General features: G+C 66.1%; 16 protein-coding genes and 1 tRNA gene. 9 read left to right on the forward strand and 8 right to left on the reverse strand.

Annotation, left to right across the window (positions count from 1 at the left end; translation table 11 throughout):
- The first annotated feature begins 58 nt into the window (after positions 1-58).
- From ACZ9GM_RS01485 to ACZ9GM_RS01500, 4 genes are all read left to right on the forward strand, one after another.
- Entirely contained in the window at positions 59-1,015 is a 957-nt protein-coding gene (locus ACZ9GM_RS01485) for a hypothetical protein (RefSeq protein WP_476037086.1), read from the forward strand.
- Between the two features lie 189 nt (positions 1,016-1,204).
- The gene (ettA, locus tag ACZ9GM_RS01490) at positions 1,205-2,875 is read left to right on the forward strand and encodes an energy-dependent translational throttle protein EttA (RefSeq protein ID WP_291475322.1); all 1,671 of its coding nucleotides are present in this window, start codon (positions 1,205-1,207) and stop codon (positions 2,873-2,875) included.
- 37 nt (positions 2,876-2,912) lie between these two features.
- Entirely contained in the window at positions 2,913-3,413 is a 501-nt protein-coding gene (locus ACZ9GM_RS01495; RefSeq protein ID WP_291475320.1) for an acyl-CoA thioesterase, read from the forward strand.
- A gap of 34 nt (positions 3,414-3,447) precedes the next feature.
- Positions 3,448-4,176, forward strand: a complete 729-nt coding sequence (locus ACZ9GM_RS01500) for a DUF8185 domain-containing protein (RefSeq protein ID WP_476037087.1) — start codon at positions 3,448-3,450, stop codon at positions 4,174-4,176.
- Positions 4,177-4,200: 24 nt separating this feature from the next.
- On the opposite strand, the gene ACZ9GM_RS01505 is transcribed toward ACZ9GM_RS01500, so the two are convergent.
- The 3 genes from ACZ9GM_RS01505 to pepN form a co-directional block, all read right to left on the reverse strand.
- A complete protein-coding gene (locus tag ACZ9GM_RS01505; protein ID WP_291475318.1) occupies positions 4,201-5,019 on the reverse strand; it encodes a TSUP family transporter in 819 nt (272 codons plus the stop codon).
- A 1-nt stretch (position 5,020) separates the two neighbouring features.
- Positions 5,021-5,407, reverse strand: a complete 387-nt coding sequence (locus tag ACZ9GM_RS01510; RefSeq protein ID WP_291475343.1) for a globin — start codon at positions 5,405-5,407, stop codon at positions 5,021-5,023.
- A 135-nt stretch (positions 5,408-5,542) separates the two neighbouring features.
- Positions 5,543-8,251 (reverse strand): aminopeptidase N, encoded by a 2,709-nt coding sequence (gene pepN, locus ACZ9GM_RS01515; RefSeq protein ID WP_476037088.1) that lies wholly within the window; start codon positions 8,249-8,251, stop codon positions 5,543-5,545.
- 70 nt (positions 8,252-8,321) lie between these two features.
- Between pepN and ACZ9GM_RS01520 the strand changes: the two genes are divergently transcribed.
- Positions 8,322-8,960 carry a mycothiol-dependent nitroreductase Rv2466c family protein gene (locus tag ACZ9GM_RS01520; protein ID WP_476037089.1) on the forward strand — a complete coding sequence of 213 codons (639 nt, stop codon included), beginning with the start codon at positions 8,322-8,324 and terminating at the stop codon, positions 8,958-8,960.
- Here the strand turns inward: ACZ9GM_RS01520 and ACZ9GM_RS01525 are convergent, their stop codons facing one another.
- The 5 genes from ACZ9GM_RS01525 to ACZ9GM_RS01545 form a co-directional block, all read right to left on the reverse strand.
- Complete coding sequence (locus ACZ9GM_RS01525; protein WP_476037090.1) at positions 8,961-10,229, reverse strand: tyrosine-type recombinase/integrase; 1,269 nt, start codon at positions 10,227-10,229, stop codon at positions 8,961-8,963.
- Positions 10,230-10,316: 87 nt separating this feature from the next.
- On the reverse strand, positions 10,317-10,964 hold the full coding sequence (locus ACZ9GM_RS01530; RefSeq protein ID WP_476037091.1) for an NAD(P)H-binding protein: 648 nt from the start codon (positions 10,962-10,964) through the stop codon (positions 10,317-10,319).
- 131 nt (positions 10,965-11,095) lie between these two features.
- The gene (locus ACZ9GM_RS01535; protein ID WP_476037092.1) at positions 11,096-11,608 is read right to left on the reverse strand and encodes a hypothetical protein; all 513 of its coding nucleotides are present in this window, start codon (positions 11,606-11,608) and stop codon (positions 11,096-11,098) included.
- A 595-nt stretch (positions 11,609-12,203) separates the two neighbouring features.
- Entirely contained in the window at positions 12,204-12,608 is a 405-nt protein-coding gene (locus ACZ9GM_RS01540; RefSeq protein WP_476037093.1) for an ImmA/IrrE family metallo-endopeptidase, read from the reverse strand.
- Positions 12,595-13,071, reverse strand: a complete 477-nt coding sequence (locus tag ACZ9GM_RS01545; protein WP_476037094.1) for a helix-turn-helix domain-containing protein — start codon at positions 13,069-13,071, stop codon at positions 12,595-12,597. Before ACZ9GM_RS01545 ends, ACZ9GM_RS01540 begins: the two co-directional genes overlap by 14 nt.
- Positions 13,072-13,223: 152 nt before the next feature.
- Between ACZ9GM_RS01545 and ACZ9GM_RS01550 the strand changes: the two genes are divergently transcribed.
- The 4 genes from ACZ9GM_RS01550 to ACZ9GM_RS01565 all read left to right on the forward strand — a co-directional run bounded on the left by ACZ9GM_RS01550 (position 13,224) and on the right by ACZ9GM_RS01565 (position 14,951).
- Positions 13,224-13,457 carry a helix-turn-helix domain-containing protein gene (locus ACZ9GM_RS01550; protein WP_476037095.1) on the forward strand — a complete coding sequence of 78 codons (234 nt, stop codon included), beginning with the start codon at positions 13,224-13,226 and terminating at the stop codon, positions 13,455-13,457.
- A gap of 32 nt (positions 13,458-13,489) precedes the next feature.
- Complete coding sequence (locus ACZ9GM_RS01555) at positions 13,490-13,708, forward strand: hypothetical protein (RefSeq protein ID WP_476037096.1); 219 nt, start codon at positions 13,490-13,492, stop codon at positions 13,706-13,708.
- Positions 13,705-14,538 (forward strand): BRO-N domain-containing protein, encoded by an 834-nt coding sequence (locus tag ACZ9GM_RS01560; protein ID WP_476037097.1) that lies wholly within the window; start codon positions 13,705-13,707, stop codon positions 14,536-14,538. Before ACZ9GM_RS01555 ends, ACZ9GM_RS01560 begins: the two co-directional genes overlap by 4 nt.
- Positions 14,539-14,877: 339 nt before the next feature.
- Positions 14,878-14,951 (forward strand) — tRNA-Leu (locus ACZ9GM_RS01565).
- Positions 14,952-14,998: the final 47 nt, after the last annotated feature.

Consider the following 14,998-nt stretch of genomic DNA (forward strand, 5'->3'; position numbering starts at 1 on the left):
CCGTGCTCGGATATTTCGATGGAGTGGCACGCTGCCCCTACCTCGCAACGGAAGAGCCATGAACTCCGGAAGATTCTCCTCACGGGCAGACCTGCTGGCGTCGATGTCGGATGCGCAGGTGAACACAGCGGTGCGGAACGGCCGCCTCCACCGACTGGCCCACAACATCTACAGCATTGCGGAGCCGACCGACGAGCTCCGGCTGCAGGCCCTGCACGACATCCGCGGGTGGGTGTACACGGGCCGGACGGCGATCGACCTCTACCAGGGACGACCAGTGAACTGGCCGGTCGAGGCGCGGCATGCGGGCTCCGGGCGTCGGACCGCTGAGGCACACCTCAGGTCCGGCATCCCGGAACGGCTTCGTACCGGAAACGGACTGTCGCTGGTCAGCCCCCTCCAGGCGGTGATGGACGCGGCGTCCCCCGAAGAGTACGCCGGATTCCTCACCGACGCGTACCAGAGGATCGGCGCGCATGAGGCGCTGGAACGGGACCTGGCGTCGCTGGTCACAGGGCGGTCGGCGGCGCGGGAACTGCTGGCGGTCACGCCGACCGGAACGATGAGCAAGCTGGAGCAGGACGCCTTCCGCATCATCAGTGACGCCCTGACGGACCTGCCGGTCACCGTGCTGACCAACCGGATGGTCGGCAACTACTGCTTTGACGTCGTCATCCCCGAGGCGAAGGTCGCGATCGAGATCGACAGTTTCACCTACCACGCCCTCGGTGGGCAGGGGACGACCGAGCGTAGTTTCGTCAAGCAGGTGTGGAAGGACAACGAGACCGCGGACCTGGGGTGGATGGTCCGGCACTACACGCAGTTCTGCATCCGCGGCGCCGCGGACCGGGTGGCAGAGGACGTCCGACGCTGCGTCCTCCCGCGGATGTGCCGCGTCGGCGTCAGCCTGCCGGACGCCACCGACGCCGGGCAGGACGCCGTGTTCACCTGGCACCCGGTCTTCCGACCCGAGCCGTGGTGCCCACCACAACCTGGCAGGGATCCGGCGGACTGACGAGTTCGCGCGATCCGCGCCGGGTTCAGGTGGGGTGGGAGGGGTGGGAGAGGGAGGAAGTTGAGGAGAGGAGAGCGGGACGCGGGGGACGCCAGCCCCGCAGTGCGACGGCAGGGGTGTCCCCGCACAAGTCCTGTAGGGTGATGGGCTGACTGCAAAACACCCGCGAGATTCACTTGAAGGGGAACAATGGGCGAGTTCATCTACACGATGAAGAACGTACGTAGGGCTCACGGCGACAAGGTTGTCCTGGACAACGTCACCATGAGCTTCTACCCGGGAGCGAAGATCGGCGTCGTCGGACCCAACGGTGCCGGTAAGTCCTCGCTGCTGAAGATCATGGCCGGCCTCGACCACCCGTCGAACGGTGAGGCCTTCCTCGATCCGGGCGCCACCGTCGGCATCCTGCTGCAGGAGCCGCCGCTCAACGAGGAGAAGACCGTCCGCGGCAACGTCGAGGAAGGCCTCGGCGAGATCATGGACGTCAAGCGCCGGTACGAGGAGATCGCCGAGGAGATGGCGACCAACTACACCGACGAGCTCATGGAGGAGATGACCGTCCTCCAGGAGAAGATCGACGCCGCCGACGCCTGGGAGCTGGACTCCAAGATCGAGCAGGCGATGGACGCCCTGCGCTGCCCGCCGTCCGACGAGCAGGTCACCCACCTCTCCGGTGGTGAGCGTCGCCGCGTCGCCATGGCGAAGCTGCTGCTCAGCGAGCCCGACCTGCTGCTCCTCGATGAGCCGACCAACCACCTGGACGCCGAGAGTGTCCTGTGGCTGGAGAACCACCTGAAGAACTACAAGGGTGCCGTCCTCGCCGTGACCCACGACCGCTACTTCCTGGACCACGTGGCCCAGTGGATCTGTGAGGTCGACCGCGGCAAGCTGTTCCCCTACGAGGGCAACTACTCCACCTACCTGGAGACCAAGGCCCAGCGCCTCGAGGTCGCAGGCAAGAAGGACCAGAAGCTCCAGAAGCGCCTCAAGGAGGAGCTCGCCTGGGTCCGTTCCGGCGCCAAGGCCCGCCAGGCCAAGAACAAGGCCCGTCTGCAGCGCTACGAGGAGATGGCCGCCGAGGCCGAGCAGTACAAGAAGCTCGACTTCGAGGAGATCCAGATCCCGACCCCTCCGCGTCTGGGTAACCAGGTCGTGGATGTCAAGAACCTCACCAAGGGCTTCGACGGCCGCGTCCTGATCAAGGACCTGTCGTTCACCCTGCCGCGCAACGGCATCGTCGGCGTCATCGGCCCGAACGGTGTCGGTAAGTCGACGCTGTTCAAGACCATCGTCGGTCTCGAGCAGCCGGACGCCGGTGAGGTGCAGGTCGGCAAGACCGTGCAGCTGAGCTACGTCGACCAGAACCGCGAGAACATCGACCCGGAGAAGACCGTGTGGGAGGTCGTCTCCGACGGCCTCGACTACATCATCGTCGGTCAGAACGAGATGCCCTCGCGCGCGTACCTCTCAGCCTTCGGGTTCAAGGGTGCCGACCAGCAGAAGCCGTCCAAGGTGCTCTCCGGTGGTGAGCGCAACCGCCTGAACCTGGCGCTGACGCTGAAGCAGGGCGGTAATCTGATCCTGCTCGATGAGCCGACCAACGACCTCGACGTCGAGACGCTCGGTTCGCTGGAGAACGCCCTGCAGAAGTTCCCGGGCTGCGCCGTGGTGATCTCCCACGACCGCTGGTTCCTGGACCGCACCTGTACCCACATCCTCGCGTGGGAGGGCAATATCGCCGAGGGGCAGTGGTTCTGGTTCGAGGGCAACTTCGAGGACTACGAGAAGAACAAGGTCGAGCGACTCGGTCCAGATGCCGCCCGACCTGCACGGGTAACGCATCGCCGTCTCTCACGTTAGACTGTTTGTATAAACAAAACAGGCTAAAGGAGATTTGATGCCCTTCGTCGACAATGAGGCGACCGGGACCCGGTTCCACAGCACACGGGTGAACCTCCGGTGGTCGGACTTCGACCAGTTCCAGCACGTGAACAATGCCGCGTACCTGGAGTTCTCGCAGGACGCCCGGATCGACTTTGTCCGGGACGTCCTCACCGAGATGGACATCTCGGTCCCGGCGTTCATCGTCCGGTGGGCGTCCGTCGACTACCGTAAGGCCCTGTCGTCGAGCGAGACGCAGGTCGTCGTCGAGTCCTTCATGTACGAGATCGGCGAGAAGTCCTTCAAGATGCGGCAGAACATCCGCAACGCCCAGCACAGGATCGTCGCAGTGGTGGACACGGTCAATGTCGGCGTGGACATCCTCTCCGGCAAGACCCGGCCGTGGAACGAAGGTGACATCGAGGTCATCAAGATGTTCATGATCCCGGTCGAGGAGGAGGACCATTCTCCGGCCGCCGAAGCGAAGAAGGATGCTGAGGCGGACACGGGTCTCTGATCCCGACCCCGCGTGAGCGGTACGCTGGGATGCTGTGACTTCTTCGCTGTTCTCCCTGTCCGGCGGTTCTCCGGCCCCGGTCACGCTCACGCTGACCCGCCCGGGCCGCACCCAGGCGTCCACCCTGCGGCGCGTTGCCGCAGTGGTGACGCGCGTCCTGCGGATGGATTCCGGTGCGATGGTCCGGCTCGTCTCCCGGGGGGAGGACGCCACGGACCTGCTCATCGCCACCCCGTTGGGGTGCGTGGTCGCCCAGCGTATCCACGCCACCGTCTCGGAGGACGGCGCGGTGGTCTCCGCTGACCCGTTGCCGGCGCTGCTGGGGGACGCCGCGTCCGTCGACGATGAGGCTGCCATCGACCTGTCCGGCCGGATGGACATGCTCTGGGCAGGGACGCCACCCCCGGCATCCGGGTGGTCCCTGGTGGACACGATCCCGGGTGCCGACGTCCGTGAGGTCTTCGAGCAGCTCCAGTCGGAGGCGGAAGCGCACTCCGGTCCGGCGGGTCTGCCGCCGTCACTGCTGGACCAGCCGTTGCTGCGGCTGACGAGCAGGGGGCAGACGGGCATCATCGAGATCCCCGGCAGTGTCGTCGCCGCGATGGGTTCACTGGGGTTGGTGAAGGAGCCGCCGGCCCAGTTGACCGACCATGACCTCATCCGGGTGAGCGTGACGGGGTCGTGGATCCGGATCGACGCGATCTTCGGCACCGCGTACCTGCCGCGTCCGGGTGGGCTGGCGCGGATTCCGACGCCCCGCTGACGGGTTCGCTGACCAGATCACTGCTCAGAGCATGTCGGCGATGAGCTTCACCGACATCACGACGATGAGCATCAGCAGTGCGATGCGCACGAAGCCGGTGCCGCGGTCCAGCACGATCTTGGCCCCGACCTGCGCGCCGAGGACATTGAAGACCGCCAGCACGATACCCAGCAGCCACAGGACGTGACCACCGGCGGCGAAGACCAGCAGGCCGCCGATGTTCGTGGCGGTGTTCACCAGCTTCGTCATCGCCAGCGACTGGATGAGCGTCCGGGACATCAGTGCGGTGAACACGATGACCAGGAACATCCCGGTTCCCGGGCCGAAGAAACCGTCGTAGGCGCCGATCAGGGCGATGAGCCCGAGCCCCAGGGCGAGTCGACCACGGGTAAGGCGGGGTGTGGCGTCCTCCCCGGATGACGCCGTATCGCGTCCGAAGGAGGGACGCAGCGCGACGAAGACACCGACCGCCAGCATGAGGACGACCACCACGGGACGCAGCACGTCGCTGCTCACGGCGGACGCCATGAGGGCGCCAGCGGCGGAACACAGGCCGGCCAGGGGAGCGCAGAGCCGCACGGCCCGCCAGTCGATCCGCACGGTGCGCACCATGCGCAGCCCGGCACTCGCGGTACCGAAGACGGCGGTGAACTTGTTCGTACCCAGGGCGACCTGGGCGGGCAGGCCCGGGGCGCAGGCGAGGATCAGGGGGATGAGGACCAGTCCGCCGCCACCGATGACGGCGTCCACCCCGCCGGCCAGCACGGCACCGAGCACGAGGATGAGCAGGCCGACAGGGGAGAGGTCGGAGCCTGGTGCGACCAGGTCGAGGAGGTCGGACACCTCAGGCCCGGTTGATGAGCATGTCGGCGACGCGCACCATGTGGTCCCACACGGCCTCGCGGGCCGGACCGGGCAGTTCGGTGTCACTTACGGTGCCCAGGGCGTCCGCCATGATCGTCAGCCAGTGCTCGCGGGCCTCGGGGGTCACCGCGAAGTGCATGTGCCGCATCCGCAGACGGGGGTGTCCGCGCTGCTCGTTGAAGGTCTGCGGCCCTCCCCAGTACTGCACGAGGAACCAGCGCAGCCGGTCCTCGGCGCCCTCGAGATCATCGGCGGGGTACATCGGCCCGAGCACGGGGTCGCCGGGGATGCGCTGGTAGAACTCGTGGACGATCTTCCGGAACGTGTCCTCGCCGACCATGTCGTAGAGACTCTTCGTCGGCTGCACCTGCGGCTGCCCGGCGGACTGCGGAGTCTGTGCAGGCTGCCGGGGCTGGCGGCGGGGTTCGCCGGGGACCGGGGAGATGGGGATCGTCATGACTCCCAGCCTAACCGGCGTCCTGTGTCGCGTCCTACCGGTGTCCTACAGGGCGTCGAAGGCACGGGCCGCGGCGGCCCGCTCGGCGCGGGAGACACCCTCGGCGAGGACGCGGCGCAGCCCCGCAGGGGTTGCACCGTCGTCGGCGAGCGCCTTGACGTCGGCCAGGACTGTGGGTCCGGACCAGGAGGGGAAGAGCCCCTCACAGTTGCGCAGTGCCATCTCGGAGGAGAGCGAGTTCCACATGTCCACGACCCGGTCGACGTACTCGGTGCCGAAGGGGGCGAGCAGGTCGTCCTGGCCGACGTGGCCGAAGCCGGCGATGCGGTAGCGCAGACCGAGGTTGGACTGCTCGGCGCCGTGCTGGGTGAGCACGTCCCAGTTGTCCCGCTTGACGGTGGAGACCGGCAGGGCGGTGCGGGCCCGCAGCGCGTTCATCGCGCCGGAGGAGGTGGGGTCCTCGGACTCCTCGATGGCGATGAGTGCCTCGGACTCCTCCTCATTGAGCACACCGGCGGTGCCGACGAGGGCGGTGAGCAGTCGCCAACGCAGATCGTGGTCGACGGTGAACCCGGGCAGCAGGGAGTCGGCGGAGACGCCGTCCTCCAGGCCCAGCAGGCCGCGGATCCACTCGGTGGACGCCTCGGTCTGCGCGGAGTTGGTGTACGCACGGACGAAGGCGAGGCGCGCCTGGCCGTCGGTTGCCTCGGCGCCGGCGCGGAAGGCGCCGAGCAGGGTGCGGCGTCCTTCCTCCTTCCAGTCGTCGGCGACGTAGTTCTCGACCGCCGAGATCGCCTGGGCGAGGACCTGCTCGAGGACGCCGAGCTGGTCCTCGGCGGCGGCGCCCCGGGCGACGAGGGCCACGAAGTCGCGGGCCTTCATCTGTGCGTTGCGGGTGGCCTGCCAGGCCGCGGACCAGATGAGGACGCGGGCCATCGGGTCGGTGATGCGGGCGATGTTGGACACGGCGAAAGCCAGGGAATCGGCGTCGAGGTCGACGAAGCCGTAGGCGAGGTCGTCGTCATTGACGATGACGAGGTCCGCCACCGGGTCGCCGACGAGGTCGGGCACCTCGGTGCGCTCACCGTCGACATCGAGCTCGACGCGGCGGCGCAGTTCGACGGTGGGGGCGGTGCCGGCGTCGTCGAGCTCTCCGACGAGGTCGTAGAGGCCCACGGCGAGGCGGTGGGTGCGGGTCTCCCCGGCACCGGGCTGTGCACCGGACTGGGTGACGGCGAAGGAGGTGTAGACCGAGCCCGGGGCACCTTCGCCCTCGGTGGTGAAGTCCGTGCCGAGGGTGTTGATGCCGGTGGTCTTCAGCCACTGGTTCGCCCAGTCGGACAGGTCGCGGCCGGAGGCCTTCTCCAGCGCTCCGAGGAGGTCGTCGAAGGTGGCGTTGGCGAAGGCGTGGTTGACGAAGTGGGCGCGGATGCCGGCGAAGAAGGGCTCCAGGCCGACGTAGGCGGCGAGCTGCTTGAGTACCGAGGCGCCCTTGGCGTAGGTGATGCCGTCGAAGTTGGCGTCCACCTCGACGAGGTCGTTGGCGCCGGAGAACACCGGGTGGGTGCTCGGCAGCTGGTCCTGGCCGTAGGCCCAGGACTTCTCCTTGGAGTTGAAGGTCACCCAGGCGGTGGTGTGCTCGGTGGCGTGGGTCTGGGCCATGGCCGAGGACCAGGTGGCGAAGGACTCGTTGAGCCACAGGTCATCCCACCACTGCATGGTCACCAGGTCGCCGAACCACATGTGGGCGAGTTCGTGGAGGATCGTGTCCGCGCGGCGTTCGTACTCGTAGTGGGACGCGGCGGAGCGGAAGACGTACTCGTCACGGATGGTGACGCAGCCGGCGTTCTCCATTGCACCCATGTTGTACTCGGGGCAGAAGATCTGGTCGTACTTGTGGAACGGGTAGGCGACACCGAAGTTCGCGGCGTAGTAGTCGAAGCCGGACTTGGTGACGTCGAAGATGACGTCGGCGTCGAGGTACTCGGCGAGGGACTTTCGGACGAAGATGCCCAGCGGGATGGTGACGTCCTCGGCGGGGACCAGGCGGGTGTCGGTGACACCCTCGGTCTCCGGGGTGGGCAGAGGACGCCCGGTCCACTCGTCGGTGACGTGCTCCCACGGGCCGACGCAGAAGGCGATGAGGTAGGTCGAGAGCGGGTAGTCGACCGTGGCGGTGTGCACGGCGACGCCGTCGACGTCGGCGCCGAGTTCACCGGAGACGCCGACGGTGTTGTTGGTGACGACGGTCCAGTTGTCCGGGGTCTTCACGGCGACCTCGTAGGTGGCCTTGATGTCCGGCTGGTCGAAGCAGGCGAAGACCCGCTTGGCGTCCGCCGCCTCGAACTGGGTGTACATGTACACCTCGTTGTCGGCGGGGTCGGTGAAGCGGTGGAGGCCTTCGCCGGTGGTGGAGTACACGGCGTCCGCGGTGACGGTGAGGTCGTGGTGGCCGACGGTGAGGTCGAGCTGGAGGCCCTTCTCCTCGTCGTATGCACCGGCGTCCGTGAGTGGGACGGCGGTGGAGGTGATGTCGGTGCCGTCGAGGACCACCGAGGTGACGGTGTCTGCCCGCAGGTCGAGGAAGGTGGAGCCGTCGGCGGAGGCGGCGAAGGTGATCGCCGTCGTCGACGGGAAGGTGCGGTGTGCGGAGTCGCCGCCGGAGGTGAGGTCGAGGTCGATGACGTAGTGGACGTCACTGATCAGTGCCGAGCGCTCAGCGGCCTCGGCGCGGGTGAGGTTGGTTGAACTCATGGAAGCCGAGTCTAACCGTCGGGTGGTACACCCGCGCGGCACTGCCTCGTCCCGCGTAGGATCGGCGCACATGAGCACACCAGTCACCATGTACTTTGATGCGACCTGTCCCTTTGCCTGGGTCACCAGCCGGTGGCTCAAGGAGGTGGAGAAGGTCCGCGACATCGACCTCAGCTACTCGCCGATGAGCCTGGCGGTCCTCAATGAAGGACGCGATGAGCTGCCCGAGGACTACCGCAACGCGATGGAGGCGGCCTGGGGTCCGGCCCTGGTCGCCGCTGCGCTGCAGCTCAAGGACCCGTCGAAGGTGGACGCCTACTACACGGCGATCGGCACGCTGATCCACGACAAGGGCGAGGGCCACAAGCAGGGGGCCGGCGCGTATGACGGGCTGATCGCGTCTGCGCTGTCCGAGGCGGGGGCGGACGCCTCCTACCTGGACTACGCCCACAAGCGTGGTTCTGAGGACGGCTCGGTCGAGGCCGATCTGCGCGCGTTCCAGGACAAGGCGATGGAGAAGGTCGGCAATGACGTCGGCACCCCGGTCGTCGAGCTGGGCGGGCACGCCTTCTTCGGGCCGGTCATCACGCGCGTGCCGAAGGGCGAGGAGGCCGGCGCGCTGTTCGACGCGGCCGTGACCCTCGGCAGCTACGAGCACTTCTTCGAACTCAAGCGCTCCCGCACCGAGGACCCCGACGCCACAATCTAGTCACTGACCTGCACAGGAATCATCACCAGTGAGGTCATCCGAGGCGGCAATATCACCATTCTGCCCTTGTTCTGCCCTCACCAGATCCAGGACACCAGCCGCAGCATCCCGGATCCGGGCGTCCGCCTTCGGCCACAGGTGCGTGTAGATGTCCAGCGTCGTGGACGCCTTCGCGTGCCCCATCGCCGCCTGCACCTCAGACGCCGGCGACCCCGCGGCGATCAATGCGGAGGCGTAGAAGTGGCGTAGGTCGTGCCACCCCACCTCCCGCAGACCGTGCGCGGCGATGACTGCCCGCATCACCGAACCCAGTGACGCCCGGTCGTGCCACACTCGGTCCTTCACCGACCGACTGGTGCCCCGGTAGGGGAAGACTGGGCCGGATCGGTCCAGCTGTGGGTGCTCCCGCAGCTGCTCCGCGATGACGAGGATCGTCTCCTCTGCCACGGGGATCGTCCGGTGCGACTTCTCCGTCTTCGGTACCGGCACCCACCTGGCACCACCTGGTGCGACCTGACCATTCACCGTGATGGTGCGGCGCAGTGTGTCCACGTCCTGGACCCGCAGCCCGGCGATTTCGGAGATACGCAGGCCGGCACCGACGACGACCTGCATCATCCGTGCCGCCTCTGGTCGCTTCGGGGTGTCCTTCGTGTGTGGTTGCCGCCGGCCATTCTTCTGCCGCGGTGCGGGTTTTCCGTCACGGGTCGCGGTGATCAGGGCGGCGACCTCGGCGACGGTGAGGAGGTCCTGCCGGGACACTGCGCGCTTCGGCGCGGCCTTCGGGATCTTCACGACTGGGACGCGGCCGATCATGCCGTCCTCGTGGGCGCGTTTCAGGAGGCCGCAGACCTGTCCGACCATCGTCGCCGCGGTGGACTCCGCGAGAGGCTTCCCCTGCTTCCACGGCCTGCCGCCGGTGAGCTGGTTCCGCCACGCGGTGATGGTGGATGCCCGGATCTTCCCGACTGGTGTGCGGTCGAGGGGCCCGAGGTTGTCGACCAGGGCTTGCCGGTTGCTGACAGTGTTCTCCTTCGTTGCTTCGGCCAGCCACTCGCGGGCAATTACGCCGAGGGGTGTGGCGGCATCCTCTGGGGCTATGTAGGTGCCGCTGCGGACGGAGACTGCCTGGGCTTGCTCGAAGGCGATCGCGGCTTTCTCCGTGTCGAAGGTTTTGCCGCGTTGCTCGCCGGCGTCGTCGTAGTAGCGGGCGACCCATCGGACTTTCCCGGTCTTCGGTTTGCCTTTCTTCGGCCGGCGCTGTGCCATTGCTACACTGCTCCTTGTCTGATGCTTCGGACACTTTGGCCCCCGCCACCATTCCCCGGTGACGGGGGCCGTTTTCGTACGGGGTGACTACTGGGGCGTGGCAGCGCTGACCTTTTTGTTGTCGTACTTGGTGGTTAGAGCCGCCTCGAGAATGACCCAGGCGGCATCTTCGTACGATACGAAGGCGCCCGCATCGCGGTTGATGCGGATGGTGCTTTCAACATCGGGGCTTCTGTGTCCCGTAGCGTCCATCTTGCCGGGGCACCAGAAAACGCAAGTGGCTTCGGACCTAGAGAGTGCGTCGATGCACTCCTGGTGGGTCTTGTACACCTGTTCTGCGACTGGCCAAGTTGGGAGGAGTTTGAGGTAGTTCGGTGTCTTGCCATCGTCCGCCAGTACGTTGGTGGTGCCTGCTGGCCAGCAGATCTTTCGCGTGTGGTTCCTGCTCACGGCGTCGGAGAGTGCCGTTGCCACTGCTGGGTCTGCACCCCTGCCGGAGATCACAACATCGATTCCGTGTAGTGCTTTGTCCAGGGCATGGGGGTCGGTGGCGTCCCCGACGGTGATGTTGGTGAGCTTGGATATGTTCTCTTCGCCGAGTTGGGCGGTGAGTTTGTCTCGGTTGCGGATGAGCACTGAGATGTTCTGATTCCGGGTGAGAGCTTCCTCGACTAGGCATTTTCCGAGGCCGCCTACGCCGATGACGAGGAGGTTTTTGGGAGTCGATGGGGCCATCGTTTGATCCTTCCGTTGAGATATGGGTGCGTGGAATCCTACGCTTGAAGCGGGAAACTTAGGCGGCGTTCGGACGCTCTGGCCTCTGCCACCCTTACCGGTGACGGGGGCCGCTTTCGTGCGCCTGGGGGCTATTCGCGGGGGACGCTGATGGCGAAGACGGTGGCTTCGGAGACGGTGTAGTCACCGAGGGATCCCACTGCACCGGCTTGCGCGCTCACGGTGCAGTCCTGCATGTCCGGGGTGACCTGAATGACGGAGGTCTCTGCATCCGGGACGGGGATCGACGCGGGACGGTCGCTCATGATTAGCTCGTAGTCGTAGTCGGTGTCCGGGGTGACGACACGGCTCCCTTCTTCTGGGGTGGCGATGTCGGCGCGTCCTCCGAAGGGGCAGGTGATGTCGATGGTGTTCGTGCCGCTGATGGGGTCGGCCTCGAGGAAGGGGAGGGTGACGACGGGGATGGGCCCAGCAACGTCTTCGGGCCCGGTGGTGATGCTCTCGTTGTTGCGCATCTCGTCGGTGATGCCTTCGATGGCGGGCCCGTCTTGGGAGACGCTGACGGTCATGGGCGGGTCCGCGGAGTCCTGGTCGTCTCCTCCGCAGGCAGCGAGTCCGAGGGTGAAGACGCCGGCGGTGAGCACGGCGAGTAGGCGGGCGTGGGGGGGTCATGCTGTTCTCCTAGTTCTTACTACGCGGACTGCCAGCGAAGTCGTCCGTCTGACGCTGGCGCGCAGACCATGGGCTTCCCGGTCGCGGAGACCCCAGTTCCTCCGGTACAAAACGATCCGGGGTGCACAGTCCCGACGCTCGGGGGATCTACAGGTGCTGGCGCCGGCGCTGGATCCGCCGGGGCCGGTGCGGGCGGCGCTACTGCCTCCGGAGCGTTATCGATGATGTTGTCTGCGGGGGCAGGCTGGGGATATTCATTGCCGATAGTGTCCGAGCTGTCGGGCTGGTCGGGGGGATCATTGCGATCCTCGTCTGGCTTCGGTTCGGCGGTCGTTGGATCTGGTGCCGTTGTCGTGGTTGGTGCCGGTTCAGTCGTTGTTGAGGTTGGCGCGGCACTCGTCGTCGTTACGGAAGTGGTGGTCTGTTCCGTGGCATCACTGGCGTCATCTTCCCCGAAGATGCCGCCGATGATGGAGAGCCCTAATAGTCCTGAGATGGCGATGATAGAACCCTTGGCGAGCTTCGATCGTCGCTGCCACCAGTTCTGATCCTCTGTCGATGGTGCGGTCATGGGTGTTCTCTCTTCTTGAGTGTCATGTACAGGCGAATGTGGTGCTTGGAGCATTCGAGTTCGTCTGCGAGGGCTGGTACGCAGGGTCCACACCAGTCGTGGGCGGTTCGGAACTCCTGGTCGGTGAACAGGATCCGCAGGGCGAATCGGTCTGCTCTCCGTTCCTGGCGTTGGTCGTAGTGCCCGTTTCCGGTGGGGTGGTCCTGGTAGGCGGCGTGTCCTAGCTCGTGTGCGAGGACTGAGCGGTACATGCCGATGCTCAGGTTACGGCGTGTGCTGATGGTTCTTGTTTGTTGGGTGTAGTAACCGGGTGGTCCGTCGTCGTGGTGGGTGAGGGTGACGCCGAGAAGGTCGGCGATCACCGCGAGGGTGGTGAGCCCGGTGGTGCTAGTCGAAGTCACTGTCCTCCTTGTCTCGCTGTGCGTCCTCGTCTTCGCCGCTGTAGGCGACGGCGTCGAGGGGAGTGCCAGTGTCCTCGTCGGCCGGACGCGGGGGTACCCGATCGTGCGATTTCCTGGCGCGCCGGGAGGCGAGCATGTCGATCTCGGGGGCGACGGTCGCCGGGTTGAGCCGACGGGCGAGCTCTAGCGCTAGCGCGCCATCCTCAGCGGTTTCCACGAGTTGACCGTCTGATTCGAGATATGCCCAGACCTGTTGGTCGGTGATCCGGCCGAGGTCGACCAGGGCTTGAAGCGGGTTCACGTTGTACGCATTGGCGAGGGTGATGAGTTCGTCTGCGGTGAGTTCGTCGTTGACCAGTCGTCGAGTGACGGTGGTGCGGGAGACGCCGAGTTTGTGGGCGATGTCGTCAGCTGTGACGCGGCGACCGTTGAGGTCGCGGAGCCAGTGTCGGAAGTCTGTCATGGCACACACCTTAGTGACTCATTTTCGATACAGCAAGTGGGCGCTTACCGGCGCAAACGACAAGCGCATGGTCCATGACTGGATCACCAGAGTTGCACCGCCGTAGTTCGATGGTGCATGATTGGTTCATCGGCAACCACGGAGGTGACCAAATGAACCGATTTCTGATCAGTCTTGATGAGCTGGACCGCGTGAAGCGGGCCAACAACCTGCGCACCGTGAGCGATCTCGCAGAGCGCACCCACATGGGCCGGTCCACATGGACCAGGGCAGTGAACACCAGGCGTCCGACCCCGGATGTGCTCGACGCGCTTGCAGCGCTGGGGGCGCGACCGAACCGGATCCTGGTCGCCGCTGAGCCCCTCGAAGCAACCGTCGCCGCTTAACCCCCACCCCAGACATGAAAGGAGGCCCCGCAATGCAGTGCGGAGCCTACACCCAGCAGGATACCGCATCCGACTACGACTACGGCATGTCGTCCGGCCTGAACCGGGCTGCGACGCTGGTCAGTATCCACGGGATGCGCAGCACCAATCCGGAGGTCCAGGCGTTCGCCAACGAGATGATGCGGAAGCTCGCCGGCAAGGCCGATGAGGTCACCGCCGAGATCCGCGACCGCGAGCAGGTGACGGCATGAGCGCGATTACCCCGTTCGACTTCCATGGTCGCCAGGTCCGAGTGCTCACCGCCGAGGATGGCGAGCCACGGTTCGTGCTCAACGACCTCTGCACCGTCCTGAACCTCGGGAGCCCACACAAGGTCTCCGCCCGGATCGACGAGGATGCCCGGACTCAGATTCCGGTCACCGATTCCCTCGGTCGGCAGCAGCAGACCACCGTCGTGGATGAGGCCGGCATGTACGAGGTCATCCTTCGTAGCGACAAGCCGGAGGCCGTGGAGTTCCGTCGCTGGGTCACCCGCGAAGTCCTCCCCGCGATCCGGAAGCACGGCGGGTACCTCACCGAGCAGAAGATCGAGCAGGTCCTCACCGACCCGGACACGATCATCCGCCTCGCCACCGACCTGAAGGACGAACGGGCGCGCCGGGTGCAGGTCGAGCGGAAGAACGTCGCCCTCGACAAGTGGAAGCGAGCGACCGAGGCCGGCGACGGACTGAAGATCTCCGACTTCCGCGGCAAGTACTTCACCAGCGTCCCGAAGATGGCGTTCTTCCAGCACCTTTATGACAAGCGCTGGATGAAGGACGAGCGCGGATGGCGGAAGCGGGACGACGGGACGGTGAAGGAAGGGCCGAACCACATGGCCCCGCTGCGGAAGGCCAACGGGATCCTCTACCAACACGGTGAGGGGAACTACGGCGGCAAGCAGCGGCTGCAGACCCGCGTGAAGCCGGACGCTGAGATCGCCTTCCGGGACGCGCTGATCAAGGAGGGGCTGACCCCCAATGAGCACAGCACTGGACTGGTGCTGATCACCAACGAAGACCTGAAAGAACTCGGGGCGTAGCCCCACCATGTCCGCGCCCTGGGGAAGGGGCACGGGCCGCACCGCCGAGACGTAGGTCTCCGTCCCTGTCGTGGGGGAGCGGGTGCGCACGGTCGACGGATTGCCGTCTGACCTTGTTGTTTGAGAACTCGATAGTGAATCACGTGTCGTCATGGTCCGGGGCTGAACCCCGGTGAGCGGACGTGCCAGGCCTGAGTCTCCACCCGCTGGGGTGTGCGACGGGAACCGGCAGCCGCCACGACCCTTGCCCGTCGAATGAGATGGGCCTCGGACTACACCCACCGCTAGGCCTCCGGCATGAGGAGCGTGGTGGAGAGAAGCGACACGACAATTCCATATGCCCGCCTGCGCCAAGTGGCAGAGCGGCCGTACTCAAAATGCGGTGGTTCCCGGTTCGAATCCGGGGGCGGGCACCGGCGCAATCCTGCGCCACTGCCGGTGGTCCCGTTGTGTCACGAGC

It is taken from the genome of Corynebacterium sp. UD i78, assembly GCF_056280545.1.

Excerpts from the sequence above, each read along its gene's own strand:
- ettA (WP_291475322.1), top strand. The coding sequence starts at position 1,205 with ATGGGCGAGTTCATCTACACGATGAAGAACGTACGTAGGGCTCACGGC.
- ACZ9GM_RS01530 (WP_476037091.1), bottom strand. The coding sequence starts at position 10,964 with ATGGCCCCATCGACTCCCAAAAACCTCCTCGTCATCGGCGTAGGCGGC.
- ACZ9GM_RS01495 (WP_291475320.1), top strand. The coding sequence starts at position 2,913 with ATGCCCTTCGTCGACAATGAGGCGACCGGGACCCGGTTCCACAGCACA.
- ACZ9GM_RS01520 (WP_476037089.1), top strand. The coding sequence starts at position 8,322 with ATGAGCACACCAGTCACCATGTACTTTGATGCGACCTGTCCCTTTGCC.
- ACZ9GM_RS01525 (WP_476037090.1), bottom strand. The coding sequence starts at position 10,229 with ATGGCACAGCGCCGGCCGAAGAAAGGCAAACCGAAGACCGGGAAAGTC.
- ACZ9GM_RS01560 (WP_476037097.1), top strand. The coding sequence starts at position 13,705 with ATGAGCGCGATTACCCCGTTCGACTTCCATGGTCGCCAGGTCCGAGTG.
- ACZ9GM_RS01550 (WP_476037095.1), top strand. The coding sequence starts at position 13,224 with ATGAACCGATTTCTGATCAGTCTTGATGAGCTGGACCGCGTGAAGCGG.
- pepN (WP_476037088.1), bottom strand. The coding sequence starts at position 8,251 with ATGAGTTCAACCAACCTCACCCGCGCCGAGGCCGCTGAGCGCTCGGCA.
- ACZ9GM_RS01545 (WP_476037094.1), bottom strand. The coding sequence starts at position 13,071 with ATGACAGACTTCCGACACTGGCTCCGCGACCTCAACGGTCGCCGCGTC.
- ACZ9GM_RS01555 (WP_476037096.1), top strand. The coding sequence starts at position 13,490 with ATGCAGTGCGGAGCCTACACCCAGCAGGATACCGCATCCGACTACGAC.
- ACZ9GM_RS01485 (WP_476037086.1), top strand. The coding sequence starts at position 59 with ATGAACTCCGGAAGATTCTCCTCACGGGCAGACCTGCTGGCGTCGATG.